Origin of the sequence: Amphritea atlantica, assembly GCA_024397875.1 — a bacterium.
Classification (GTDB): domain Bacteria; phylum Pseudomonadota; class Gammaproteobacteria; order Pseudomonadales; family Balneatricaceae; genus Amphritea; species Amphritea atlantica_B.
Map to the genome: position 1 here is coordinate 815,778 of CP073344.1, position 24,574 is coordinate 840,351.

Consider the following 24,574-nt stretch of genomic DNA (forward strand, 5'->3'; position numbering starts at 1 on the left):
ATTGGCATGGAAGGATGTGGCTGATTTTTTTTATTAAATGCGAGAATAACATACAGTTGTTCAGCTGTATGTCTTTTCGTGCCGTTTTTTGAGCGAAGTAGAGAAGTGTGCTGATGAAGCCGGCAGTAGGCTGCGCTAAGAGGGGTTAGTGGTAGCGATTGATGATCTCATTCAGTTTGCCGGTTTCGCGCAGTTTACGAATAGCGTCATTGATCAGTTCGATATCGGTTGGATTAACGGTTGCCTGACTGAATATCATGTGGATCTCATCATCGCTGGCATTCCAGTCCAGAGTTGTTATTTCTTCTTCAATTCCGAGTTCTTTGACTAACACTTTACCGTTATAGAGATCGGTTAATACAACGTCGGTACGCTGTACTTCAAGCATTTTGATTAATTGCTTGTACTGATTAAGCTGGTGTACAAAAAAGCGATCCTTTATCTGATTCCAGGTGCTGCCGTAGTAGGCTCCGCGTAACGCCATAATACGTGGATGCAAGTCGGCCAGTTGTTCAAAGTTTTGTGCCGCATTCCACTTTTCATACTCATTGCTGCGTACAAAAATAGCCATGATCTCCCTTCGGTAAGGTTCTGAGAAATAGGCCCATTCTGATCGTTCTGCTGTTTTTGAGGCACCGAGCGCCAAGTCCAGATCACCGGACTTAATATAGCGCATCGTCCGTTCCCAGGGGACTTTTGTAAGCTCATAGCTGCAGCCGGCGGTCTGCATAATTGCTTCAAGAAGTTCGATATCCATCCCGGTGACTTTGCCATTTTCCCATCTCTGGTAAGGCTTCCAGTTCAGCCAGCCCACCAGGAAGTTGGTTTGACAGGCTGCGGTTGCCGTGTTGCTTAAGAGCAGCAACAGAAGTGCCAGCGCTGAAATCTTAATATGGGTTGTTATCGACATTGAGTTTTTATCACACTATTAACGGCTCAGGGTTAAGGGCTGTTCTGAATAATCTTTGGCCTACCAGAAAACTATTTTAACCTAGTCTGGTGGTTTTTGAATCTTTGCGGTTCCGATGTGAGTTTCGATAGAGGATTGCCGTAGTCCGGGTATAAAAAAGCCCGCCGTGTTACCAGGGCGGGCTTTTCTGATCAGCTTAGCTGAATCTGATGAGTTAGAACGGTATTAAACCAGTTCAGTTTCTTTTTCAGTTTCAGTTTCAGTTTCTTTCTTCGGTGCCGCAGTACGTTTGTTGTAACGTTTTTCCCAGAAAGTGGCATTTTTGATGCCCAGTTTCAGCGGGTTAAAGGTATAGTTTTCAACGCCTGCCTTGTGCTGTGCTTCATAATCTCTGAGCGCTTTCAGAGCCGGTTTAGACATAAAGAAGATGATCAGAATACCGGCAATGTTCAGCCATGCCATCAGGCCAACACCGATATCACCCAGCCCCCATGCCAGGTTGGCAGTTTTAACCGCACCGTAGAAGGTAGCCGCCATCAATACCAGCTTAAGAGCACCGATCATGCCCGGGATTTTGATTGTACGCTGGATATAGGCGATGTTGGTTTCGGCGATGTAGTAATACGCCAGAATCGTGGTAAAGGAGAAAAAGAACAGTGCAAAGGCGACAAATGGGTTGCCAAGGCCAGGCAGCACTTTTTCAATCGCCTGTTGAGTAAACAGCGGGCCGTTCGCCGCAATATCGGCTCCCAGATTCTGCACCAGGAATGTATCGCCAACCCCATGTACATTATATGCACCGGTAATCAGGATCATAAACGCGGTAGCTGAACAGACGAACAGCGTATCGATGTATACCGAGAATGCCTGTACCAGACCCTGCTGAGCAGGGTGCTCAACAGATGCCGCTGCTGCCGCATGCGGACCTGTTCCCTGACCTGCTTCGTTGGAGTAAACCCCCCGTTTTACACCCCAGCCGATCGCTGCACCCATGCCGGCCATCGGAGTAAAGGCATCTTCGAAAATCATACCGATAACGCTGGGCAGCATATCGATGTTGAGCAGTACGATAACGCCGGCGATGATGATGTAAGCCAGGGCCATGAAAGGCACAACGATCTGGGTGAAGCTGGCGATACGTTTTACACCGCCAAAGATAATGAAGCCCAGAGTCAGGACCACAACAGTACCGGTGAGAATCTTAGCGAAGCTCAGCGTGCCCATGGTGGTTTCAATCATCGCGCCGGAACCGAATGTGGCTTCAACGGCGTTACCGATACTGTTTGCCTGAACGCCTGGCAGACAGATGCCGCACGCCAGAATGGTGGCGATAGCAAAGATCCAGGCAAACCATTTTTGCCCCATTGCTTTCTCAAAGTAGAAGGCCGGGCCACCGCGGTATTGCCCCTCATGCTCCTCTTTGTAGATCTGTGCCAGGGTGGATTCAGTGTATGCAGTGGCGGCACCGAGGAAGGCGACGACCCACATCCAGAAAACGGCCCCTGGACCACCAAAACCGATCGCGGCGGCAACGCCTGCAATATTACCGGTACCTACGCGTCCGGACAGTGAAACTGCCAGCGCCTGGAAGGATGAGATCCCTTTTTCAGAGGCTCTGCCCGAGAAAAGCAGAATCCACATTTCACGGAACATTCGTACTTGTACAAAGCGGGTCAGAATTGAGTAGAAAAGACCTGCCCCAAGGCAGAGATAGATCAGAGCGGGGCTCCAGATAATGCCGTTTGTAAAATCGACAAATTCTTGCATGTGTAAGTGTCTCCGGAAAGCAACGTGCTGAGCACGAAAGTTAGAATTATTGTTTTGCTACAGATATCCATCTCACGAAGGTGGATGCTTACTGTCGTTGGGTTGTCAGATCACCATTCCCAGAACTCCATTTTCAGAGCTCCATTTCAAGAACCCGGGAATTATTAAATGGTTGCTGCTAACAGCCCTGTTACTGGTTGCCACGTCAGATAACGGTTGATGAAATGCTATCCGGGCATTTCGCAGTCGTGACGGATTAACCAGAAAATCAGCTCAGAAGATAAGACTATGACGCAACCCGGTTGCCCCTCTGTGTCGCCTGATGAATAATCTGGCGGCAGAGGTTTAAAGTGGGCTGTGTTTTCATTTATCAACAGTGGGGGGGACTTTAGAGTGAATGCCTCATTCGGGGAATATCCTTCCGTGCCTTGTTTGCCTCCTTCTGTGCCAGTAGGGCTGGTCGGATCGCTTGTGATCGCCGCTAGCGCTCATTTCAACGCTGCTATGGGTAGATATATCATCTGATGGCTTAACTTTTTTCTGCTTTAAGCCTATTGTTATACACAGTTATATTTATCTGATTTACAAGGAATACTCCTATGTCAAAAGGCCATGCGAAACATCAGGAAAGACATCATGGTTTGTCACAGTTTGGCAAGGATCTGGTGCGCCGTTGCGGTTCTAAATGCGAGCTGTGTGAAGACCATGGGGTTAAGTTGGTGGTCTATGAAGTGCCGCCCATTGAGGCCGAGCCTGATTACGATCACTGTATTATGATCTGTGAGACCTGTGAGGGGCAGCTGGATCGGCCAAAAACGATCGATGCTACCTACTGGCGCTTTCTGGCCAACTCAATGTGGAGCTCTGTGACACCGGTTAAGGTGATCTCGGTGGCGATGCTGCAACATTTGGCGAAGCAGGAAGCCTGGGCCGGAGAGTTGCTGGAACAGGTGTACATGGATGAGGAGGAGCGAGCATGGTCAGAAGAGGTTGAACTTTTTTAACCTCGGTGCGATATAGAGGCCGATTCATATTCAAACGTTTGTATTATGATTTTTTTTCATTTGAGATAAGCCACAGGCAGGCGATAACAGGTTAGGTGAATACTAAAACCGGGGCCTGTGATGTTTAACTTTTTCAGCTTATCTCCTTTTGTGTTTCCTCCCGGACTCAGCCAGCAGACCGGGCATCCGGGTCATAGTCTGCCGGACAGTGCTGCCCCGGATCGTTCTGCAACCGATGACTCCGGTCAGAGCCGTTCGACTTCTGCCGCACCGGCCCTCCAGTCTTACTCGTCATCTGAACGCTTTAGCCTGAACGATAGCTTTACGATCAGTGTGACAACGAAGGAGGGTGATCAGGTTGAGATCACCTTTCGCAGCGAGACCCGCTATCAATCGGATTTTGCCCAGCGTAGTGGCAATGGGCCGGAAAAGCAGCATTACCGTATCGACAAGGATCAAAGCAGCGAGTTTGGCTTTGGCGTTACAGGCGATCTGGATATTGAAGAGATCGATGCGATCGTGACGCTTGTGCAGGACCTATCCTCAATGGCGAGTAATTTCTTCAATGGCAATCTGCAGGCAGCGATGCAGCAGGCCGGAGATCTCGCGCTTGATTCAGCGCAGCTGGCAGAGGCGGATATCTCCATGAAGCAGTCGGTAGAGTATCGTGCTATTGAAACGTATCGAGAGATCCGGTCGATGGCGGAAGACGCTTCCGCCGTTTCGCCGCGTAGTATTGAACCGTTCTGGGAGCAATTGCAGCATCAGATCAGTCGCACTGATCAGCGGCTGAGTAATGCAGCCGGTTTTACCCTGGATCTGTTTGATAATCTGGTGCAGCATGATGTGCGCTTTACCGCCGCCAGCGAAACTCAACAGCACTCAATTGAGGATAACCTGGAACGGCTGAGAGCGCTGGTGTCAGGCATGCAGTATGAGCAGGGCAATGAGTCAGATGATGACCATTAAGGGGCTCGCGAGTCACGTCGGGGGCTGAACGATGTTGCAGATATAACCTTCGTCAATGCTGATTCGATTGACGCAACGGTGTAACTTTTACTTCTGCCGGCAACCGGCCATCGTTACATGCCGTTTTTTGGCCGTAATTCTGCTTCAGCCTGTTAGAATACGCTCTCTGTTTTTCACCGGATTAACTTCGCCCATGAGCACTCTTCCCGTATCGGACGTCCTGGATCAGCTTCGTGCTGCATTGAGTCAATATGACGATGTGGTGCTTGAGGCCCCGCCTGGCGCGGGTAAAACCACTCTGGTGCCGCTTGAACTGCTGTCGCATCCTGAACTGAGTGGACAAAAGATCCTGATGCTTGAGCCACGGCGTCTGGCTGCCCGGATGGCTGCCACGTGGATGGCAGAGCAGTTGGGAGAGCCAGTCGGCAAAACGGTGGGTTACCGGGTGCGGATGGACTCAAAAGTCAGTGCGGATACCCGCATCGAAGTGGTAACCGAAGGTATTCTGACCCGCATGTTGCAGGATGATCCCAGTCTTGAAGCGTATGGCCTGGTGATTTTCGATGAGTTTCATGAGCGAAGTCTGGACGCCGATTTTGGTCTGGCGCTGGCACTGCAGGGGCGCGAGCTGTTCCGTGAGGATCAGCCGCTGAAGTTGCTGCTGATGTCAGCCACCCTGGATAAGCGGGTGATAGAGCAGTTGCTGCCTCAGGCCCCGCTGGTCAGCAGTAAAGGACGGATGTTTCCGGTTGATATCCGTTATCTGGGAGCGCCGGGGCGTGATCAGCGCCTGGATCAGCAGGTTGCACGGGCGGTACAACAGGCACTGGAAGATGAAACCGGAAGCCTGCTGGTATTTCTGCCCGGACAGAAAGAGATTCGCGGTGTAATGAATGCCCTGCGCGGACAGGTGTCCGATAGCGTTATGCTGGCACCCCTTTACGGGGATCTGAGTATTCAGGCTCAGCAGCAGGCGATAGCGCCGGCGCCAGCGGGACAGCGCAAGGTGGTGCTGGCCACGAATATTGCTGAAACCAGTTTGACCATTGAAGGGATCCGGGTGGTGATCGATGCAGGGCTGAGTCGTGAAGCCCGGCTTGATCCGGCCAGTGGCATGACCCGGTTACATACCTGCAGAGTGTCGCGAGCCGCCAGTATCCAGCGAGCGGGCCGGGCAGGACGGATGGAGCCGGGCTGCTGTTACCGGCTCTGGTCGGAGAGCCAGCAGGAACAGCTGGCGGCTCATACGACGCCGGAAATTCTTGCTACCGATCTGACCTCGCTGGCGCTGCAGATGGCGCGCTGGGGAGTGGAAGACCCTGCCGAGCTTCGCTGGCTTAATCAGCCACCGGAAGCGGCATTGAATCAGGGGCGGGATCTGTTGCTGCGACTGGGAGCATTGCAGACCACCGCGACGGGTCTGCAACTGACCGATGCGGGCGCGAAGATGGCGCAGTTACCATTGCACCCAAGGCTTGCTCACCTGTTACTGGTGGGCTGGCAGTGCGGTTGTGGCAAGCTGGCCTGCGATATTGCCGCACTGCTGAGTGAACGGGATCCACTCAGCGGTGATGCTGATTTTGAGCGTCGTCTCAGCTGGCTTAAAGGGGACATCGTCTGCGCTGCCAGCCAGAAAGGGATTCTGCAGCGTATTCGTCAGCTCAGTCAGCAGTTTTACCGGCTGTGCAACCGCCATCTGGGTGAGCTTAGTCAGTGTGCTGTGGCTCTGTCAGAATCAGCCCTGAGTGCGATGCTGATCGCGCAGGCCTATCCGGACCGGATCGCCTCACAACGCCGGGAGGGGGGCGGCGATTATCAGCTCAGTGGTGGCCGGGCGGTGCGGCTGGCCGAGACTGATCCGCTGGCAAAACAGCGCTGGCTGGCGGTGGCGAATTGCGGCGGTATGCAGGGACAGAGCGCCGACCGGGTGTTTCTGGCGATGGCATTGCCGGAAACGCTATTTGCGAGTGAACTGTCAGGACTGGTGCAGCAGCATAAAGTGGTGGACTGGGATCGCCGGCAGGAACGTATGTGCTGTGAGCTGCAGCGCCGGATTGGGGTGTTGGTGTTGAGTCGTCAGGAGCTGGAGGAGATTCCTCTGGCAGAGAAAAACCTGGCGCTGATACAGATGATTCGCAAGCAGGGGTTACAGATTCTTCCCTGGAACAAGGAGATTCAGCGCTGGCGTCAGAGGGTCATGTTTCTCCATCAAACACAGCCGGATAAGGCGGGCTGGCCGGATCTGTCTGATCAGGCGCTGCTGGACACGCTGGAGACCTGGTTACAGCCCTGGCTTGATCCGGTAAATCATATCAACCATTTTGCCCGCCTTGATCTGGCGGGAATACTGCAGGGGTTGTTGCCATGGCCACTGCCGAATGAGTTAGAGAAGCTTGCGCCGACCCGCCTGAAGCTGCCTTCAGGGCACAGCGCAGCGATTGATTACAGTGAGTTTCCGCCGGTGCTTGCGGTGAAGCTTCAGGAGATGCTGGGGTCAACGGATACCCCGGTTATCGGTTATGGCGTAGCGGTGAAAATACACCTGCTCTCGCCGGCCCGCAGGCCTCTGGCGGTAACGCAGGATCTGGCCAGCTTCTGGGCCAACAGCTATCGCGAGGTTCAGAAGGATATGAAGGGGCGTTATCCAAAACATCAGTGGCCGGATAACCCGCAGGAGGCCTTGCCCTCCGACGGGATTAAACGTAAGAAGCGTAATGAGTAAAGCCGTGGGGTCAGCCTTTAGGGAACTCCTTAATGTAGACATCTGTTTTGGTATAGGGAATCTCAATACCTGCAACAGCAAACTGCTTGTATATATCAAGCAACAGCTCATGTCGGATTCTGCCCCGGTCTTCAGGCTTTTGTATCCAGCCCAACAATTCAAAATCCAGACCTGAAGCACCGAAGGCCCGCAAACGCACACGCGGCTCAGGTTCTTCACAAAACCCCTCATGTTCGTTGCCGATTGATTGTAATATCTCACAGACTTTATCGGCGTCGGATCCGTAGGCGACGCTGACTGCTATCGCTATCCGGATATTAGAGTTAGTCCCACCGCTTTCATTGACTATCTTAGCGTTGGCGATGACCGCATTGGGTAAAGTGATCTCAATATCATCACGACTCATCAAGCGTGTGCTGCGCAATCCAATGTGTGTAACCCGGCCCCGTTCGCCGCTATCGAGATTGACATAGTCGCCAACTTTATAGGGCGCATCGACAAGAATGAAGAACCCAGAGAATAGGTTGGCCAGTGTATCCTTGGCGGCGAAACCAACGGCGATGCCGACTATACCGGCTGAGGCCAGCCAGCCGAGTGGATTAATACCCCAGATTATCAGCAGGCAATAACTGCCTAATAAAATCACAATCAACCGGACCGATAAATTGAGAATCGGGACCGTCTGAGGCTCGATAACCGGGATCCTGTCGTGACTGTTGCCCAGTGATTCCAGGATAGTCGTGCTTAGATGAAACGCTGCCCGCATCCAGCTGGCGACGATGACCGAGACCGATACATTCACCAGAATATCGGTCATTACACCCATATTCGCGATCTGTGCAGCGAGCGTAAAACCGAGAAACAGGATGGTGGTAAATAATGGTTTGCGCAGGTGGCGGATAATTTTATCTTCGGCAAAGCTCAGTGATGAAACATTGAAATTTTGCAGACTGCGGATGAGTATTGCACGGAAGAAGAAGGACACAAGGAACGAGGCTAATACAATCAGCAGTGCGCCGATCAGCGGATATTGTTCAATAGCCGCCCAGTAAGGTTGAAGGGCATCGGGCAGCAGATCTTTTAAGTCTGGAATTCTGTCAATAATCAGTTCCTGAGGCGGCGACTGACTGCTTGAATCTGAGTTCTGAATGTCCGCTGCAGCCATTTACAATTCTCCAATGACAAATCCCAATCGCTCTTCCTGGTCAGAACAGTATTAACTGTAGCATCTGTATCCCGGAACCTGCCACTCAACACCGTGCTATAGATTAAGGGATTTTTCCCGCTCACCGGTGTTGGTGGAATATGTCATGTGTACTAAAAAAATGCTTAGCTGTATACCAACAAAATAAGTATAGTCCGACATAACTTAGCTTCTGAGTTATCGGGTTTCTGAGTTATTGGGTTTCTGTGTCATGGAGTTTCTGCGTAATTGAGATATCCTGATTATACGGATGACTCAAAGTGCAACGATAAGGTGCTTGAAAACTGAATACTCAATTACCGTTCAGAAGGTATTATGAATATTGAATCTATTTCAAAAATACTTGATGAAGTAACTGTACGCAGTATCGCCGCGTTTACTGATATAGAAACCTATAGCCAGATCGGTATTATTATCGCGATATACTTCGTGGCATACGTTTTTGCGGGACGCATTCGCGGATTTGTTGGGCTGCTGAATAAACCACCAGAGTCACTGCAGGACTCGCCCATTTCAAGACTGATATACCGCAGCGGTAAATTACTCTTTCCGATTTTTGCCATTACCTTACTGAAAATCTCTCTGGAGTTCAGTCAGTCCGTGCTGGAACATGGCTGGGTCATGCAGACCGCCCTGACCATCGCCATTTTGTTGTTTTTCAACTCGTTTATTAATCTGCTGATTACCAATACGATTGCTGCTAAAGCGTTTCGCTGGATTGGTATGCCGATTGTGTTCTTTTATGCTATCGGTGTGCTTGATGATATTACCAGCGTGCTTGAATCGGTATCGATTGAGCTGGGTGGTATCAAGCTGTCGGCCTACGGCATTTTACGCACCCTGATCTTTGGCTCGCTGCTATTCTGGCTGGGACGCATTTCGAGCTCAACAGGGCAGGCTATTATTCGCCAGCAGCAATCATTTGATTTCAAGACCCGGGAAATTTTTGCCAAGCTGTTTGAGATCCTGATATTTTTTGCGATCTTGTTATTGTTGCTGCAGCTAATGGGGATAAACCTCACCGCGCTGGCTGTTTTCGGTGGTGCTGTGGGTGTGGGGCTTGGCTTTGGACTACAAGCCATTGCGTCAAACTTTGTATCGGGCGTTATTATTCTTATCGACCGGTCCGTATCGATTGGCGATTATATCGAGCTGGACGATGGCCGAACCGGCTTTGTGACTGAGCTGAATATGCGTTCGACCACATTAGAAACCTACGATGGTAAAGATATCGTGGTGCCTAATGAAAAGTTTATCACCAACTGCTTCACCAACTGGTCGCACAAGAATACCAAACAGCGATATCGCGTTGACTTTTCAGTGGCCTATAGCACCAATGTCAGAAGCATGGTCGAGCTGATTAAAGACGCCGTCGCGAGCCATCCGCAGGTGTTGAGTGGCGAAGCATATCCGATAGAAGAAAGGCCCGATTGTGAAATCGATAGCTTCGGTGATTCCGGCATCAATATGTTTGTTGAGTTCTGGATGGAAGGCGTCGATGATGGCAAAAACCGGGTCGGCGGCGATCTGCTATTGATTATTCTCGAAACGCTACAGAACAATGGTATTGAGATTCCCTTTCCTCAACGCGATGTGCGTATTATTGATCCGGGAAGTGCAGCGGCAAAGCAAGCTGAAGCGCAGAAACCTGAATAGCCCCTGCGCCAATTCACAAGCTATGAATCTAGAACCCGGTATTGATTATTGATCGTCAGCGTCTTCTGAATCATCTGATAACGCCTCTGTGGGTATCTCCGGGGGCAGGTCGGCAATGCTAGGCCGGCGTCTTCGACGTGTTTTTTCCGGGATCATACCCCGCATGGATTCCAGTTTACCGAAACAGAGCAGCTTATCGTTGGCTTCCAGCACGCGGGATTCTTTCGGGTTGGGGATAACTTTGGCGTCACGGTAAAGCGTCAGCACATTGATATCCTGGTCGCGAAGCTGTGTCTCGGCAATCGTCATTCCCTCAAATTTAGAGCCTTCAGGAAGGTAGATCTCACTTACACCATAGCCTTTACTAACCGTCAGGCGTTGCCTTACATCAATTTCAGGGAAGTCTACCTGTGCGGCAATATACTCGATGACGGCCCCCGCAATATCTAATCCGGTGCAGGTTTCTATCCCCTCCAGACCCGGTGACGAGTTAACTTCCATGATTTGCGGACCAGTTTTCCCCTCCAGCATATCGACACCGGCCACTTGTAATCCCAGTATCTGAGCAGCACGGACCGCTGTTTCTGCATATTCAGGGCTGAGTTCAACGGCTTCAGCGACACCGCCCCGGTGAACATTACTGCGAAACTCCTGCCCCTGGGCTACCCGGCGCATGGCGGCAACCACCCGGTCTCCTACAACAAACGCGCGTATATCCCTGCCCTTACTTTCAGCGACGAATTTCTGAATCAGTACATTTTGCTTTTGGCTCTGCAGCAGCTCAATAATAGATTCAGCGGCTTTTATGGATTCTGCCAGTAACACACCTATGCCCTGAGTCCCTTCAATCAGCTTGATAATGACCGGTGCGCCGCCCACGCGTGCAATTGCAGGGAGGACATCTTTTTTGTCCCTGACAAAGGTTGTACGGGGGATACCAATATGATGACGGCTTAATATCTGTAAGCTGCGTAACTTATCCCTTGAGTTGGCAATACCATGGGCAGTATTGGCACAAAATACGTCCATTTCCTGGAATTGCCTGACCACCGCGGTGCCATAATAGGTGATTGATGCGCCAATACGGGGTAGGGCGGCATCATAAGTGCTCAATTCCTTTTGTCGATAGAATAGACTGGGCACACCTTTCTGAAGGTCGATGGCAAACTTAAGGGTGTTCAGTACCTTGACGTTATGTCCCCGCTGAAGCGCTGCTTCTTTGAGCCTCATGGTGCTGTAGGACGTCGGACCGCAGGATAGAATAGCGAGTTTCATTGCGAAAACCTCCGTGGTTTTACCCTGATTCAGTAGCGTGTTTTGATCTGACATTGATGAGAGTCGGAAATATAAGTATAGCTACTGAGTAACGATTGGCTGCTGTCTGAGGTACTGCTGCCGTAAGCCTGAGTTGATCCGTGGCCGGATACCCCGCAGGCGGCCTTGCCTGCCGGCGGGATCAAGCGAAAAAACTGCAAATAAGCCTGATATGCTATAAAAAACTTTCAAGTTCGAAACGGCAATTCTGTACTATGATGAAATTACTCTGCTAAGGCAGAGAATATAGAGTCCCAATAAGTTGGGATGAACAAGATACAGAAGAAAGTACTTCGCATGCCACATGTAGCCCCGCTAGCGCGGGGCTTTCTTTTTTAATCAGTTGTTCAATCGTCTGATTCAGTCCCGTTTAAAGCCTCAGTTTTTTACTTTTTTACCCGTCCGTGGATGTCCAGTTGTGTGGCTGTGTTGCTCTGGCTATCAAGCCATACTATTGTTATCCGATAGACTTGTTTGAGCCCGGTTCAGAACTGTTTTCCGGATCGACTCACCGGCTGGAGATCCGATATGCGTAGTCAGACTTTTGCTTTTGATGTGTATGGCACACTGGTAGACCCCCTTGAAATGAGTCAGCATCTGCAGATGATGGTGGGGGATAAAGCCGATTCATTGTCGAAGCTGTGGCGGGAAAAACAGGTTGAGTATGCATTCCGGCGTGGCCTGATGGGCCGTTACGAGCCATTTAACGTATGTACTCAGCAGGCACTGGCATATGCCCTTAAAGTAACCGACCTTGTACTGACCGCTGAGCAACAAGCGTTTCTGATGGCTCAATACCAGCAACTGGAAGCCTACGCTGATGTTATCCCCGCAATTCAGTCACTGCGTGCCCAGGGACATTGCTGCGTGGCTTTCTCAAACGGCCCGGCCGATAAAGTGAAAGCGTTGTTGGGAAATGCCGCAGTGCTTGAGTTACTGGATGATGTTATCAGTGTTGATGAAATTCAGCGTTATAAACCCGATCCGGCGGTCTACCTGCACCTGTTAAAACGCTGCGGAAGTCAGTCTGGCAATACCTGGCTGATCTCCAGTAATAGTTGGGATGTCATCGGTGCAAAGCATGCGGGTCTGAATGCTGCGTGGATTCAGCGCAGCCCGGCTGCTGTGTTTGATTTCTGGGATGTTCAGCCGGATAAAAGCGTCACTTCACTGCAGTCTCTGGCAGAAGAGTTCAGTATAAATAACATTATTGAGTCATAAACTGGTTGTTTTTTGTGCGATGCGGAAAAAAAGGACCCGGCGGGCGCCGGGTCTAAGTAAGCCAAAATTAGTGGCTCAAAAAGCAAAGTGCCATTTAAATATAGCGAATTTTTTGTGCGATGCAACATAAAGTTGGTAAAGTTTTTATGACACCCCCCTGTTTTGGGCACTCTGAGGCGGGTTTGTTTGGAACGTTTTGTTATAAAGGGGTGTTTTTTAAACACTGTAATCTATTAATCTGACAGTCTGAGCAGACTTTTTCAGAGTTTATTACACGGTAACAGGCAGGCGGATTCAGGGGAGGGTGAAATAAAACCCTTCCGCTCTGCTGATACCCCGCAGTGAGATCAGCGGCTCATCTTCAAACAGCATTGCGTCTCCCGCTTGTAGCAGGCTTCCATTGACCTCCAGCTCCCCTCTGAAGAGGAACAGAAAGCCATGAGCGGCAGTCGGCAGACCGTAACTGGTGTGCTGCAGTCGGAACTGATACATCTCGACATCCTGATCAATTTGCAGCGAATCATCCCGGCCATCGGGTGAGACAATCAGTTGTACACCCTCCCGACTGAGGAGTTGGCGTGACTGATAGCGTGGCTGGCTGCCGGTCTTCCCGGGTATGATCCAGAACTGCAGCATTCTCAGATTGTTTTCCAGGGAGGCATTCTGTTCGGTGAACTCCGTGCCTGTTCCGGTGCTGAGTAGTTGCAAACTGCGGCCTTGCAGTAGTTTTCGGCTTCCCAGTGAATCCGTATGCAGATTTTTACCGTCCAGAATAACGGAGATGATCTCCATATCCTGGTGTTTGCTGGGATCAATGGCCGCACCCGGGTGCAACAGATCTTCATTCGCGACCCGCAGTTCTGAAATGCCCATCCACTCTGGGTCGAAATAACTGCCGAAAGAGAAGGCATGGCGGGATTCCAGCCAGCCGAAATGGGCATATCCCCGGTCTGAAGCACGTTTTATTCTTATCATGGAGGTTCGCAAGTCGAAACTGTTCATTACTGTTTTACCCTGTCAGCGACAGGCTGTAAATACGGCGATCAGTTTTACCTGTTGGTTTATCAGGGTAAGATATTGTTTTTCTGGAGGGAATTCAGTGGATCTTATCCTGTCGTTCAGTTGGGCATTCTGGCTGTTAGCCGGCATTGGCGTGTTGTTTACCGGCATATCGAAGTCAGGCTTTGCCGGTGGTGTCGGCGTGATCAGCGTACCACTGATGTCGCTCTATATTGGTCCGGTTCAGGCGGCGGCTATTATGTTGCCGTTGTTGATTCTGATGGATTTCTTCAGCGTCCGGGCCTGGTGGCGCAGTAAACGAACCGACCTGTTAAAGATTATGGTGCCGGGGGCGGTGCTGGGTATCTTTATCGGCTATCTGCTGTTTGGCTATCTGGATGATGATATCTTGCGCCTTTTGCTGGGGATTCTGTCGGTTGGATTTGCGTTCTGGGGGCTGCTGAATGGTTCAAAGTTAGGCCGGGGCGGTTCGCCGGTGGTGGGGTATATCTCCAGTACCCTGGCGGGGTTCACCAGTTTTATCGCCCATGCGGGCGGACCGCCGATGAATTTCTATCTGATCCCCATGAAACTGCCCCGGGCGGAGTTTCTCGGCACGGCGGTGGTCTTTCTGGCGATTGTAAATCTGGTCAAACTGGTCGCTTATGGCGCCCTGGGACAGATCAATACCGACAATCTGCTGGTGGGGCTGGTGCTGGCGCCGGTGGCCTGGATCGGCATCCGCTTAGGGTTGGTTATTCATAATAAACTGGATGATCAGCTGTTCTACCGGATTATCCTGATTATGCTGCTGATCGTCGGCGTTAAGCTGATTTTCGATGCCATCTGAGCGCTTTCTTTAAGACCACTCCAAAGGCATTTTTAGCTCTTTTTATAAAATGGCTGCTAGGCTTTACTCATCGTTAGACTCTCAGGAGTGAGTCATGTCTGCAAAACCTTTGGTGGCGGATAATAAACCCGCTAAAGTCGAGCTGATTGAGGGGCAGGAGTATCATTTCTGTGCCTGCGGCCGTTCTTCTAAGCAACCCTTCTGCGATGGTTCGCATGAAGGCACCGGGCTGACGCCCAAAGCATTCAGGGCCGAGAGCAGTGGCGAGGCGTGGCTCTGCGTCTGTAAACATACCGGCAGCCCTCCTTACTGCGACGGCACTCATAAGCAGTTTGATGCCGCCGCTGTGGGGCGCGAGGGACCGGGGCCTGTTGCTTCTGCTGGCGCATCAGCTAATAAGGCACCCGTGGCGGTGAATACCGCAGCGGAGTCCACCGTAGAATTTATTCACCAACTGGCCCGCGAGGGGATCAAAGGGATGGGTTCCCACGGTCCTATGACGGCGATGGGGGTGCCCCGGAATTTGTTGCCCGCCTGGGATGATATCCAGATCATGGCGGCTCAACTGGCCCGGAAGCCGCTGCTGGACGATGTGACGGTGGAAACCTCTCTGGTGATTGGCCCTGAAGCGAAAAAACCGCTGCAACTCGATATCCCGTTGTTGGTCTCCGATATGAGCTTCGGGGCGCTGTCTGAAGAGGCAAAAACCGCACTGGCAAAAGGAGCCGAACTGGCGGGTACCGGTATCTGTTCCGGAGAGGGCGGTATGTTGCCGGAGGAACAGCAGGCCAACTCCCGCTACTTCTATGAGCTGGCCAGTGCGAAGTTTGGTTATCGGGAAGCGCTGCTGGAGCAGGTTCAGGCATTCCATTTTAAAGGAGGGCAGGGGGCTAAAACCGGTACCGGGGGACATCTGCCAGGCAGTAAAAATGTGGGTAAGATTTCACAGGTGCGGGGCATTCCTGAGGGCGAGGATGCGGTGTCACCGGCTACCTTTACCGACCTTCACAGCGTGGCCGATTTCAGCTACTTCGCTGACCGGGTCCGGGAGCTCAGTGGCGGAATCCCGATAGGTTTTAAGCTCAGTGCCAACCATATAGAGCGGGATATTGAGTTTGCACTGAAAGCCGGGGCGGATTATATCATCCTCGATGGCCGCGGCGGCGGTACCGGTGCTGCGCCACAGATGTTCAGGGATCATATCAGCGTGCCCACCATCCCGGCGCTGGCCCGGGCGCGTCGTTGTCTTAACACCAACGGTGCTACCGGTCGGGTGACACTGATTATTACCGGAGGGCTGCGGGTGCCCACGGATTTTGTTAAAGCCCTGGCGCTGGGGGCCGACGGTATCGCGCTGGCGAACAGTGCGATGCAGTCAATTGGCTGTGTTGCTGCGCGGATCTGTAACACCAATAACTGCCCGGCGGGCATCGCCACCCAGAAGGCTGACCTGCGGCAGCGCTTGAATGTGGAAACGTCAGCCGTTCAGCTGGCGAACTTTCTCACCGGCTCGGTGCATCTGATGCAGGTAATGGCCCGTGCCTGTGGCCATAATCATCTGAAACAATTCGATATGGGGGATCTGGCGACCTGGAATCGCGAGTTAGCCTATCTCTCGGGGATCACCTATTCAGGTGTTGTCCCCCTCTGAATGAGGGGGGAGGCTATTTGGCTGCGATGTTAATCGGTCAGAGTACCCTGCTGATAATCGCGGATCGCCTGATTGATCTCAGCCTGGGTGTTCATTACAAAGGGACCGTAATGAGCCACCGGTTCCTTCAGGGGCTCGCCACTCAGCAGCAGGCTTCCGGCACCGTTGGCTGATGCGATCTGCAAAGCGCCCGGCTCGGTAATTTTGGCCATCTGCCGGGTCGTCAGCGTTTTGCCATTCAGGGTGACTTCCCCTTCGTAAACATAGAGCAGCAGTGTCCGGCCTGCCGGGTTTGCAATACGGATATTGGCATCGGCTTTGAGACAGAGGTCTGCCACTGCTGCATGACCGGGTAGTTGCTGCAGAGGGCCGTTGAATTGCTGGTCGTCCAGGGTGATTTCGCCGCCGATCACTTTAACTTCGGCGCTGTTCAGCGGGTGCCAGGGCAACTGATCACGGCCGATATCTTTCCAGTCCGCGTTTTTCATCTTCTGACTGGCGGGCAGGTTGAGCCATAGCTGAAAACCGTGCATCAGGCCATCTTTCTGCAAAGGCATTTCGGAGTGAATAATGCCCCGTCCGGCGGACATCCATTGCGCTTCACCGCTCTGTACTCCGCCTTTATTACCCATGTGGTCCTGATGCTCAAATCCACCATGGCGGATATAGGTCAGAGTTTCGATGCCCCGGTGAGGGTGCGCAGGAAAGCCGGAGCCATAATCATTGGGGTCATCTGAGAGTATTTCATCCAGCATCAGAAAAGGGTCGAGGCCGTTATCGCGAAAGCCATGAACCCGCTGTATTTTCACGCCGGCACCATCGGATGATGGGTGGCTTTGAATGATTTGAATCGTCATAACGCGTCTCCTTTGGCTGAATCGATCTAAGCCGTTTCTGATTTGACATGGCCACATAATAGTCCTTTATTTGGGAATGAAAATCGGTATAAATAGAGCTATATATTCTATTTTTTAGAAAGGAATTGCAGAGTGAAGGTAACACTTGAGCAGTGGCGCATGCTAAAAGCGGTTGTTGAGCACGGTGGTTTTGCCCATGCCGCCGGCGTTGTACATAAGAGTCAGTCGAGTATCCATCATGCGATTCAGAAAATGGAGCTGATGCTGGATGTTAAGTTGCTGGAGGTCAAAGGTCGCAAAGCGCACCTGACGGATGCCGGGCGGTTATTATTGCAAAGGGCAGAGCATCTGCTGGAATCCGCCGCTAATATCGATTCGCTGGCCGTCAGCCTGAATGCTGGCGTGGAACCTGAAATTTCGATAGCGGTGGACCAGACGTTTCCTCCGGAGTATATCGGCACGGTGCTGGAACAGTTTTCCAATGAATATCCAAATACCCGCATCCAACTCTATGAGACCGTGCTTTCCGGTGCTGCCGAAGCACTTAACAAAGGGCAGGTGGATCTGGCCATTGCCGGTTCGGGGGTGTCTCACTTTATGGCAGAGCCGTTGTTTACCGTCGACTTTATTGCGGTGGCCTCGCCTGATCATCCGTTGTTTAGATCCTATAATGATACTCAGCCACTGCAGATTGATGATCTGGTGAATTACCGTCAGCTGGTCACCCGTGATTCTGCACTGGAAAAGAAAACCGACTCGGGCTGGCTGAAAGCGGATGAACGCTGGACGGTGAGTAATATCTCCACATCAATAGAGATGATCTGTCGGGGGATGGGGTTTGCCTGGATACCGGTCACCCGTATCAGCCGGCAGCTGAGTCAGGGCGACTTGCTCCCGGTTCCGCTGCAGATGGGGGGACGCCGGAACATGACGTTGCAACTTTACTATGCCCGGCACGATCAGGTTGGCCCCGGGATTAAGCGGCTTGCCGAGTTACTACACCACTGTTGCGAGAATGATGTTTCTAATTATTCGAATATAAAGTACGAAATTAAGTAATTTTTATTTAAAAAATAGAAAGCTAATATGGAGGCATAACTCAAGCAACACAACACGAGGAATTAACAATGAACTTTTCAGCATCCGCTTCACTACTCGCCCGTCTGGGTCTGGCCGCTATTTTTATTATGGCGGGCCTGTCTAAAATCAGTGGTTATGAAGGCACTGTCGGCTATATGGAGAGTATGGGGGTTCCGGGAGCGCTGTTACCCGCCGTGATTGCCGTTGAGGTACTGGGTGGCATGGCTATTGTTATCGGATTGTTTACCCGGCTTGCGGCTCTGGGGCTGGCGGTATTCAGCATAGCTTCAGCACTGATATTCCACTTCAACCTGGCAGATCAGACTCAGTTTGTTATGTTCTGGAAAAATATAGCGATCGCCGGCGGTTTCCTGCTACTGGTGGCTAATGGCCCGGGTGCATACAGTGTCGATGCATGGCGTAAAAAAGATAAATAACTGTAATCCAGCTACTTACTATTGGCATCAGAATAACAAGCCTGGCTCGAATAGGTACGTTTTACCGAGCCAGCTGCACAAACTTTATGTGTGAAGAACACCACAGATAACCTGACAGACAGAATAAGGGTAAAAAGATGGGACTGCTGATCGAAGGTAAATGGCAAGATCGCTGGTATGAGACTAAAAATTCCAAAGGGGAGTTTGTCCGTGAACAGGCGGGGTTTCGCAACTGGGTAACCGCCGATGGCAGCCCCGGCCCTTCCGGTGAGGGTGGCTTTAAAGCAGAGGCTGGCCGTTATCATCTGTATGTGTCGCTGGCCTGCCCCTGGGCACACCGCACGTTGATCTTTCGCAAGCTCAAAGGGCTGGAAGATCTGATCACGGTGTCAGTGGTTAGCCCGCATATGCTGGAGCAGGGCTGGAGCTTCGATATGCACACAGGCGCCAGCGGCGATCACTTATACGATTCAAAGTTTATGCATCAGATCTATACCCGGGCGCAGCAGGATTATACCGGTCGGGTGACGGTGCCTGTTCTGTGGGACAAACAGCAGCAGACCATTGTCAGTAATGAATCGTCAGAGATTATCCGCATGTTTAATTCAGCATTTAACCAACTGACGGGCAATGATTGCGATCTGTGGCCTGAAGTGCTTCGGGATGAGATCGAAGAGCTGAATAGCTGGATCTACCATACCGTTAATAATGGTGTCTATCGTTCGGGTTTTGCCACCACTCAGGAAGCCTATGAGCATAACGTTAAAGACCTGTTTGCCAGCCTCGACCGGATTGAAGGTATTCTGTCTCAGAACCGCTACCTTGCGGGGAGCGCACTGACAGAAGCAGACTGGCGTCTGTTTACCACCCTGGTCCGCTTTGATGCGGTGTATCACGGTCACTTTAAATGTAACCTGAAACAGCTGCGTCAATATCCGAATATTAGCGGTTATGTGCGTGAACTGTATCAGATTGAAGGCGTGGCTGAGACGGTCAATATGGAGCATATCAAGCAGCACTATTATTACAGTCACCACATGATCAACCCAACCCGGGTGGTGCCGCTGGGGCCTGAGCTTGATTTTGACGCACCCCATGGGCGTGATGGAATGTGACGGTTGTCAGATAGATGTACTGCCAGTTAGTCATGAAAACCACTCAGCCCTAAGTAAAAAACCGCCCAATCAGGCGGTTTTTTTCATGCTTTATCTAGCTTCTAACCACTAGCAAGCGGCGAAGCCGCGTCTGGCGACAGACCTTAATGCTGAAGAATCTGACTCAGGAACAACTGAGTCCGTTCATGCTGGGGATTGTTAAAGAACTCATGGGGTTCGTTCTCTTCAACTATCTGTCCGCCATCCATGAAGATGACCCGGTCGGCCACGGTCTTGGCAAAGCCCATCTCATGGGTTACGCAGAGCATGGTCATCCCTTCGTTGGCCAGTTCGATCATGACATCGAGCACCTCTTTAATCATCTCGGGGTCGAGTGCGGAGGTCGGCTCATCGAACAGCATCACATCCGGGTTCATACACAGCGAGCGGGCAATCGCTACCCGTTGCTGCTGTCCACCGGATAGCTGACCCGGATATTTCAGCGCCTGGTCCGGGATTTTAACCCGCTCCAGCAGCTCCATCGCGAGGGCTTCGGCCTCTTTACGGGGCATTTTTTTCACCCAGATCGGCGCCAGCACACAGTTTTCCAGCACTGTCAGGTGCGGGAACAGGTTGAAGTGCTGGAACACCATGCCCACTTCCTTGCGGATCGCTTCGATATTCTTAATATCTTCATTCAGGGGAATATCATTAACGATGATATCGCCCTTCTGGTGTTCCTCGAGCCGGTTAATACACCGGATCATGGTCGATTTACCGGAACCGGAGGGGCCACAGATAACGATCTTTTCGCCCTGTTTGACCTCCAGATTAATATTCTTCAGCACATGAAACTCGCCATACCATTTATTCAGGTCGCGCAGTTCCACCATAAAATTATCAGTCGCGTGTGTATCACTCATCTCAAAATCTCTCTGTTATCAGGCGCGGTTGCCGTGGCCGGTATGTAGTTTCTTCTCCAGATGCTGCGAATAGCGCGACATACTGAAACAGAACACCCAGAACAACAGGGCAATAAACAAATAACTCTCAGTGGAATAGCCGATCCAGTCGGGATCCTGGTTGGCGGCCTGACCAATCGCCAGGACATCAAACAAACCGATAATCAGTACCAGACTGGTATCCTTAAACAGGGCGATAAAGGTGTTTACGATACCTGGAATCATCAGCTTCAGTGCCTGCGGCATAATGATCAGAATCATCTTCTGCCAGTAACCCAGCCCCAGTGCATCGGCCGCTTCATACTGTCCCTTAGGAATCGCCTGTAATCCGCCCCGGATAACCTCAGCCATATAGGCTGACTGGAACAGGGTGATACCGATCAGCGCTCTGAGCAGCTTGTCAAAGCTCATCCCTTCGGGGAAGAACAGCGGTAACATGACTGACGCCATGAACAACACCGTAATCAGCGGTACGCCCCGCCAGATCTCGATAAAGGTCACACAGACCGATTTCACAATGGGCATATCGGACTGCCGCCCCAGCGCCAGCACAATACCCAATGGCAGCGACGCCACAATACCGACCACCGCCAGCACCAGTGTCAGCGTTAAACCGCCCCACAGGTGGGTCTCAACCTGAGGCAGGCCGAACAGATCACCATACAACAGGAAGTAGGCAATGACGGGATAGACCACCAGCAGCAGTGTGGCGACTAGCCCCTTCTTCGGTGTCTGCGGTAACACCAGCCAGATAATGGAGCCGATCAGGATGATAAAGGCTAACTGCGGCCGCCAGTGTTCCGCCTCCGGATAGAAGCCATAGAGAAACTGGTCCAGCCGGTTGGCGATAAACACCCAGCAGGCGCCACCGCTGGTGCAGGCGTCACGACTGGTGCCGATCCAGTCCGAATCAATAAAGATCCATTGAATCGTCGGTACCAGAAAGCTGATCAGAAAATAGCCGACAACAATCGTGGCCACCGAGTTATACGGCCCGTCAAACAGGTTTTTACGCAGCCAGCCAACCACTCCGATCATACTGGATGGCGGGGGCAGCGTGGGTTGAATTTCATATTTCATAGCATCCCCTCCTAGCGTTCCGTTAACTGAATTCTGGCGTTATACCAGTTCATAAAGAATGAGGTGAGCAGACTCAGCGTCAGGTAGACCGCCATGGTCATCGCGATGACCTCGATCGCCTGTCCCGTCTGGTTAAGCGTGGTGCCGGCAAAGACGTTCACCAGATCCGGATAACCGATAGCCGTCGCCAGCGAGGAGTTCTTGGTCAGGTTAAGATACTGACTGGTCAGCGGCGGTATGACGACCCGCATCGCCTGGGGGACAACAATCAGTCGCAGGGTTTTGGCTTTTGACATACCCAGCGCCGTGGCCGCTTCCGTCTGTCCATGGGACACCGCCAGAATACCGGCACGCACGGTTTCCGCAATAAACGACGCGGTATAGATACTCAGCGCCAGCCAGAGCGCGATCAGTTCCGGTATAACGGTAATACCGCCTTTGAAGTTAAATCCTTTCAACTCGGGATGATCCAGCCCCAGAGGCAAGCCACTAAACAGGAACAGCAGCAGCGGGACACCGACAATCAAGCCGATGCTGGTGAGAAAGACCGGAAATTGCTGCCCGGTCAGCTCCTGACGCTTGCGTGACCAGCGGGCGATAAACCAACTGGCAACGATGGCCGCAAAGAAACCAATAGTCACCAGCCCGAAGCCGTCTTCAGGCACCGGGGCAGGCATAATAAGACCCCGGTTGTTAATAAAAGATCCGAAAAACTCGAGACTCTGCCGCGGGGTTGGCAGGGTACGCAGCACCGCGTAATACCAGAAGAAGATCTGTAGCAGCAGTGGGATATTACGAAAAATTTCGATATACAGTGCAGAAAATTTAGCGATCAGCCAGTTATCGGATAACCGCGCTACACCCAGAATAAAGCCCAGAATGGTGGCGGCAAAAATACCCATCACCGCAATCAGGATGGTATTCAGCAGGCCGACAATAAACGTCATGCCATAGCTGGACGCCTCGGTGTAATCGATCAGGCTCATGGCAATACCAAAGCCCGCTTCCCTCGATAGAAAGTCGAAACCGGTGGTCATGCCACGTTGTTCAAGGTTGGTCAGGGTATTCTGTATAATGGTGTAGAAAACGAAGCCCAGTGCGGCCAGCAGCAGCACCTGAAACAGTAACGACCGCTTTTTCGGGTCGTTCCAGAACTTTGGTTTGTTCACCGGAGGGGCTTTTGACTGCGGCGTACTGCCGCCATCAGGCTTGACACCTGACTGCAAAATGTCTGAGGACATTGTTAAGTTAACTCCAGAAATCGGTACACAGATCCTTCTGTCCTGTGAGTAAGGCTAAGGACAGAAACAAAAACGGCTAGCCTTTCGGCCAGCCGTTGATCAGCGGTTTAACGCATAGGTGGAGCGTACTGCAGACCACCCTGATTCCATAAAGCGTTCAAGCCACGATCCAGTCCCAGTGGCGAGTCTTTACCCACGTTGCGCTCATAAGCTTCACCGTAGTTACCCACCTGCTTAACGATCTGGTATGCCCAGTCATCCGCCAGATCCAGGCCTTTACCTTTAGGCCCGTCCAGACCCAGCAGACGCTTCACGTTAGGATCAGAGCTTTCCGCTTTCATCTTATCGACGTTAGCCGACGTCAGACCCAGTTCTTCGGCGTTGAGCATCGCATTGAAAGACCACTTAACGATATTAAACCAGGTATCATCGCCCTGACGGACAACGGGGCCCAGCGGCTCCTTAGAGATAACCTCTGGCAATGCGCCGACAGCAGATGGATCCTGCATCCGGGTGCGCAGGCCCGCCGCCTGGGACAGGTCGGTTGTAAATGAGTCACAACGGCCGGAATCAAATGCCTGAGCCGCCTGATCATTGGTGTCGAATACGACCGGAGTATAGGAGATACCGTGGGTTCGGAAGTAATCCGCCATATTCAGCTCAGTGGTTGTACCGGACTGCACACAGACGGTCGCACCATCCAGATCCTTAACACTCGTCAGGCCCAGCTCTTTCTTCACCAGAAAGCCCTGACCATCGTAGTAATTCACACCGGCAAAGTTGATACCCAGCTGTGTATCACGGGTTTGTGTCCAGGTGGTCACACGGGACAGCACATCAACTTCCCCAGACACCAACGCCGTAAAACGTTCTTTAGCATTCAGTGGAATAAATTTAACTTTAGTCGCATCGCCCAACACTGCAGCAGCTACAGACCGGCACACGTCGACGTCCAGACCTTTCCAGTTACCTTTATCATCAGGCACCGAAAAACCGGGGACACCACTCGTTACACCACACTGAAGTGCGTCACGTTCCTTCACAGTTTCCAAAGTACCAGCCATAGCTGTACCGGTCATTGCAACCATCAGGACGGCAGCGGAAATTAGGGTTTTCTTCATTGGGTACTTCCTCTTCTTTTTATAATGAATTAATGAAAAATCAGAGCAAAGCCGTGTTTAACAGCCGTGCTATACGCTTAAACTTCGTAAAGAGTATTCCACTTCTTTATTCTTTTAATCCTTAGTTGGGTCTGTGCTGTTGAGTCGGAGCGTTTCAGATTCTTGCAGGTGCAAATTCAGGTTCAGCTTGTGATCCTGAAAACAGAGGTACGCATATGTCGCGGAACATTTGTAGCTGCACAAAACGGATCAGGATTGAGGAGAAAAGACCGGCCCCCAGGCGGAGATAGGTCATAGCAGGGCTCGAGATAATGCCGTTGGTAAAATCGACAAATGCTTGCATGTGTCAGTGTCTCCGGAAAGCAGCGTGCTGGGCACGAGATTTATAATTATTGTCTTGCTATATATCCACCTCATTGAGGTGGGTGCTCATGC

At 51.6% G+C, this 24,574-nt stretch carries 21 protein-coding genes; 10 read left to right on the forward strand and 11 right to left on the reverse strand.

Translation table 11 applies throughout. The features are described 5' to 3' along the window. Positions 1-145 precede the first annotated feature (145 nt). Both KDX31_03630 and KDX31_03635 read right to left on the reverse strand, forming a co-directional pair. Positions 146-910, reverse strand: coding sequence for a transporter substrate-binding domain-containing protein (locus KDX31_03630; protein UTW04118.1), 765 nt, complete (start codon positions 908-910; stop codon positions 146-148). A gap of 225 nt (positions 911-1,135) precedes the next feature. Further along, positions 1,136-2,677, reverse strand: a complete 1,542-nt coding sequence (locus KDX31_03635; GenBank protein ID UTW04119.1) for an alanine:cation symporter family protein — start codon at positions 2,675-2,677, stop codon at positions 1,136-1,138. Positions 2,678-3,276: 599 nt separating this feature from the next. On the opposite strand from KDX31_03635, the gene KDX31_03640 reads away from it, so the two are divergent. The 3 genes from KDX31_03640 to hrpB all read left to right on the forward strand — a co-directional run bounded on the left by KDX31_03640 (position 3,277) and on the right by hrpB (position 7,372). Then, positions 3,277-3,681: a phnA protein gene (locus KDX31_03640; protein ID UTW04120.1), complete on the forward strand. Its 405-nt coding sequence runs from the start codon at positions 3,277-3,279 to the stop codon at positions 3,679-3,681. Positions 3,682-3,801: 120 nt separating this feature from the next. Next, positions 3,802-4,650 carry a hypothetical protein gene (locus KDX31_03645; GenBank protein ID UTW04121.1) on the forward strand — a complete coding sequence of 283 codons (849 nt, stop codon included), beginning with the start codon at positions 3,802-3,804 and terminating at the stop codon, positions 4,648-4,650. A gap of 193 nt (positions 4,651-4,843) precedes the next feature. After that, positions 4,844-7,372, forward strand: coding sequence for an ATP-dependent helicase HrpB (gene hrpB, locus KDX31_03650; GenBank protein UTW04122.1), 2,529 nt, complete (start codon positions 4,844-4,846; stop codon positions 7,370-7,372). A gap of 10 nt (positions 7,373-7,382) precedes the next feature. Here hrpB and KDX31_03655 read toward each other — a convergent pair whose 3' ends face one another. Continuing rightward, positions 7,383-8,537, reverse strand: coding sequence for a mechanosensitive ion channel family protein (locus KDX31_03655; protein ID UTW04123.1), 1,155 nt, complete (start codon positions 8,535-8,537; stop codon positions 7,383-7,385). A gap of 354 nt (positions 8,538-8,891) precedes the next feature. Here KDX31_03655 and KDX31_03660 point away from each other — a divergent pair, with 354 nt between their 5' ends. Further along, positions 8,892-10,232, forward strand: coding sequence for a mechanosensitive ion channel (locus KDX31_03660; protein UTW04124.1), 1,341 nt, complete (start codon positions 8,892-8,894; stop codon positions 10,230-10,232). Positions 10,233-10,277: 45 nt separating this feature from the next. Here KDX31_03660 and rimK read toward each other — a convergent pair whose 3' ends face one another. After that, positions 10,278-11,507: a 30S ribosomal protein S6--L-glutamate ligase gene (gene rimK, locus KDX31_03665; GenBank protein UTW04125.1), complete on the reverse strand. Its 1,230-nt coding sequence runs from the start codon at positions 11,505-11,507 to the stop codon at positions 10,278-10,280. Positions 11,508-12,074: 567 nt separating this feature from the next. On the opposite strand from rimK, the gene KDX31_03670 reads away from it, so the two are divergent. Beyond that, entirely contained in the window at positions 12,075-12,767 is a 693-nt protein-coding gene (locus KDX31_03670) for a haloacid dehalogenase type II (GenBank protein UTW04126.1), read from the forward strand. A 294-nt stretch (positions 12,768-13,061) separates the two neighbouring features. Here the strand turns inward: KDX31_03670 and KDX31_03675 are convergent, their stop codons facing one another. Further along, complete coding sequence (locus tag KDX31_03675; protein ID UTW04127.1) at positions 13,062-13,769, reverse strand: pirin family protein; 708 nt, start codon at positions 13,767-13,769, stop codon at positions 13,062-13,064. Here KDX31_03675 and KDX31_03680 point away from each other — a divergent pair. Both KDX31_03680 and KDX31_03685 read left to right on the forward strand, forming a co-directional pair. Next, positions 13,741-14,616 carry a sulfite exporter TauE/SafE family protein gene (locus KDX31_03680; GenBank protein UTW04128.1) on the forward strand — a complete coding sequence of 292 codons (876 nt, stop codon included), beginning with the start codon at positions 13,741-13,743 and terminating at the stop codon, positions 14,614-14,616. The genes KDX31_03675 and KDX31_03680 overlap by 29 nt on opposite strands. Before the next feature lie 94 nt (positions 14,617-14,710). After that, on the forward strand, positions 14,711-16,267 hold the full coding sequence (locus KDX31_03685) for a CDGSH iron-sulfur domain-containing protein (GenBank protein UTW04129.1): 1,557 nt from the start codon (positions 14,711-14,713) through the stop codon (positions 16,265-16,267). 29 nt (positions 16,268-16,296) lie between these two features. Here the strand turns inward: KDX31_03685 and KDX31_03690 are convergent, their stop codons facing one another. Next, complete coding sequence (locus tag KDX31_03690) at positions 16,297-17,124, reverse strand: pirin family protein (protein UTW04130.1); 828 nt, start codon at positions 17,122-17,124, stop codon at positions 16,297-16,299. Positions 17,125-17,256: 132 nt separating this feature from the next. On the opposite strand from KDX31_03690, the gene KDX31_03695 reads away from it, so the two are divergent. The 3 genes from KDX31_03695 to KDX31_03705 all read left to right on the forward strand — a co-directional run bounded on the left by KDX31_03695 (position 17,257) and on the right by KDX31_03705 (position 19,756). Then, complete coding sequence (locus KDX31_03695) at positions 17,257-18,183, forward strand: LysR family transcriptional regulator (protein UTW04131.1); 927 nt, start codon at positions 17,257-17,259, stop codon at positions 18,181-18,183. Positions 18,184-18,251: 68 nt separating this feature from the next. Next, on the forward strand, positions 18,252-18,641 hold the full coding sequence (locus KDX31_03700; protein UTW04132.1) for a DoxX family protein: 390 nt from the start codon (positions 18,252-18,254) through the stop codon (positions 18,639-18,641). A gap of 137 nt (positions 18,642-18,778) precedes the next feature. Further along, the gene (locus tag KDX31_03705) at positions 18,779-19,756 is read left to right on the forward strand and encodes a glutathione S-transferase family protein (GenBank protein ID UTW04133.1); all 978 of its coding nucleotides are present in this window, start codon (positions 18,779-18,781) and stop codon (positions 19,754-19,756) included. Between the two features lie 143 nt (positions 19,757-19,899). On the opposite strand, the gene KDX31_03710 is transcribed toward KDX31_03705, so the two are convergent. The 5 genes from KDX31_03710 to KDX31_03730 form a co-directional block, all read right to left on the reverse strand. Continuing rightward, positions 19,900-20,628 (reverse strand): amino acid ABC transporter ATP-binding protein, encoded by a 729-nt coding sequence (locus KDX31_03710; protein UTW05289.1) that lies wholly within the window; start codon positions 20,626-20,628, stop codon positions 19,900-19,902. A 48-nt stretch (positions 20,629-20,676) separates the two neighbouring features. Beyond that, complete coding sequence (locus tag KDX31_03715) at positions 20,677-21,777, reverse strand: amino acid ABC transporter permease (GenBank protein UTW04134.1); 1,101 nt, start codon at positions 21,775-21,777, stop codon at positions 20,677-20,679. Between the two features lie 11 nt (positions 21,778-21,788). Then, positions 21,789-23,018 (reverse strand): amino acid ABC transporter permease, encoded by a 1,230-nt coding sequence (locus KDX31_03720; GenBank protein UTW04135.1) that lies wholly within the window; start codon positions 23,016-23,018, stop codon positions 21,789-21,791. Between the two features lie 107 nt (positions 23,019-23,125). Continuing rightward, positions 23,126-24,139: an amino acid ABC transporter substrate-binding protein gene (locus tag KDX31_03725; GenBank protein UTW04136.1), complete on the reverse strand. Its 1,014-nt coding sequence runs from the start codon at positions 24,137-24,139 to the stop codon at positions 23,126-23,128. 154 nt (positions 24,140-24,293) lie between these two features. After that, complete coding sequence (locus KDX31_03730; GenBank protein UTW04137.1) at positions 24,294-24,482, reverse strand: hypothetical protein; 189 nt, start codon at positions 24,480-24,482, stop codon at positions 24,294-24,296. Between the last annotated feature and the right edge of the window lie 92 nt (positions 24,483-24,574).

Excerpts from the sequence above, each read along its gene's own strand:
- KDX31_03630 (UTW04118.1), bottom strand. The coding sequence starts at position 910 with ATGTCGATAACAACCCATATTAAGATTTCAGCGCTGGCACTTCTGTTG.
- KDX31_03635 (UTW04119.1), bottom strand. The coding sequence starts at position 2,677 with ATGCAAGAATTTGTCGATTTTACAAACGGCATTATCTGGAGCCCCGCT.
- KDX31_03640 (UTW04120.1), top strand. The coding sequence starts at position 3,277 with ATGTCAAAAGGCCATGCGAAACATCAGGAAAGACATCATGGTTTGTCA.
- KDX31_03645 (UTW04121.1), top strand. The coding sequence starts at position 3,802 with ATGTTTAACTTTTTCAGCTTATCTCCTTTTGTGTTTCCTCCCGGACTC.
- hrpB (UTW04122.1), top strand. The coding sequence starts at position 4,844 with ATGAGCACTCTTCCCGTATCGGACGTCCTGGATCAGCTTCGTGCTGCA.
- KDX31_03655 (UTW04123.1), bottom strand. The coding sequence starts at position 8,537 with ATGGCTGCAGCGGACATTCAGAACTCAGATTCAAGCAGTCAGTCGCCG.
- KDX31_03660 (UTW04124.1), top strand. The coding sequence starts at position 8,892 with ATGAATATTGAATCTATTTCAAAAATACTTGATGAAGTAACTGTACGC.
- rimK (UTW04125.1), bottom strand. The coding sequence starts at position 11,507 with ATGAAACTCGCTATTCTATCCTGCGGTCCGACGTCCTACAGCACCATG.
- KDX31_03670 (UTW04126.1), top strand. The coding sequence starts at position 12,075 with ATGCGTAGTCAGACTTTTGCTTTTGATGTGTATGGCACACTGGTAGAC.
- KDX31_03680 (UTW04128.1), top strand. The coding sequence starts at position 13,741 with ATGGAGGTTCGCAAGTCGAAACTGTTCATTACTGTTTTACCCTGTCAG.
- KDX31_03675 (UTW04127.1), bottom strand. The coding sequence starts at position 13,769 with ATGAACAGTTTCGACTTGCGAACCTCCATGATAAGAATAAAACGTGCT.
- KDX31_03685 (UTW04129.1), top strand. The coding sequence starts at position 14,711 with ATGTCTGCAAAACCTTTGGTGGCGGATAATAAACCCGCTAAAGTCGAG.
- KDX31_03690 (UTW04130.1), bottom strand. The coding sequence starts at position 17,124 with ATGACGATTCAAATCATTCAAAGCCACCCATCATCCGATGGTGCCGGC.
- KDX31_03700 (UTW04132.1), top strand. The coding sequence starts at position 18,252 with ATGAACTTTTCAGCATCCGCTTCACTACTCGCCCGTCTGGGTCTGGCC.
- KDX31_03705 (UTW04133.1), top strand. The coding sequence starts at position 18,779 with ATGGGACTGCTGATCGAAGGTAAATGGCAAGATCGCTGGTATGAGACT.
- KDX31_03710 (UTW05289.1), bottom strand. The coding sequence starts at position 20,628 with ATGGTGGAACTGCGCGACCTGAATAAATGGTATGGCGAGTTTCATGTG.
- KDX31_03715 (UTW04134.1), bottom strand. The coding sequence starts at position 21,777 with ATGAAATATGAAATTCAACCCACGCTGCCCCCGCCATCCAGTATGATC.
- KDX31_03720 (UTW04135.1), bottom strand. The coding sequence starts at position 23,018 with ATGTCCTCAGACATTTTGCAGTCAGGTGTCAAGCCTGATGGCGGCAGT.
- KDX31_03725 (UTW04136.1), bottom strand. The coding sequence starts at position 24,139 with ATGAAGAAAACCCTAATTTCCGCTGCCGTCCTGATGGTTGCAATGACC.
- KDX31_03730 (UTW04137.1), bottom strand. The coding sequence starts at position 24,482 with ATGCAAGCATTTGTCGATTTTACCAACGGCATTATCTCGAGCCCTGCT.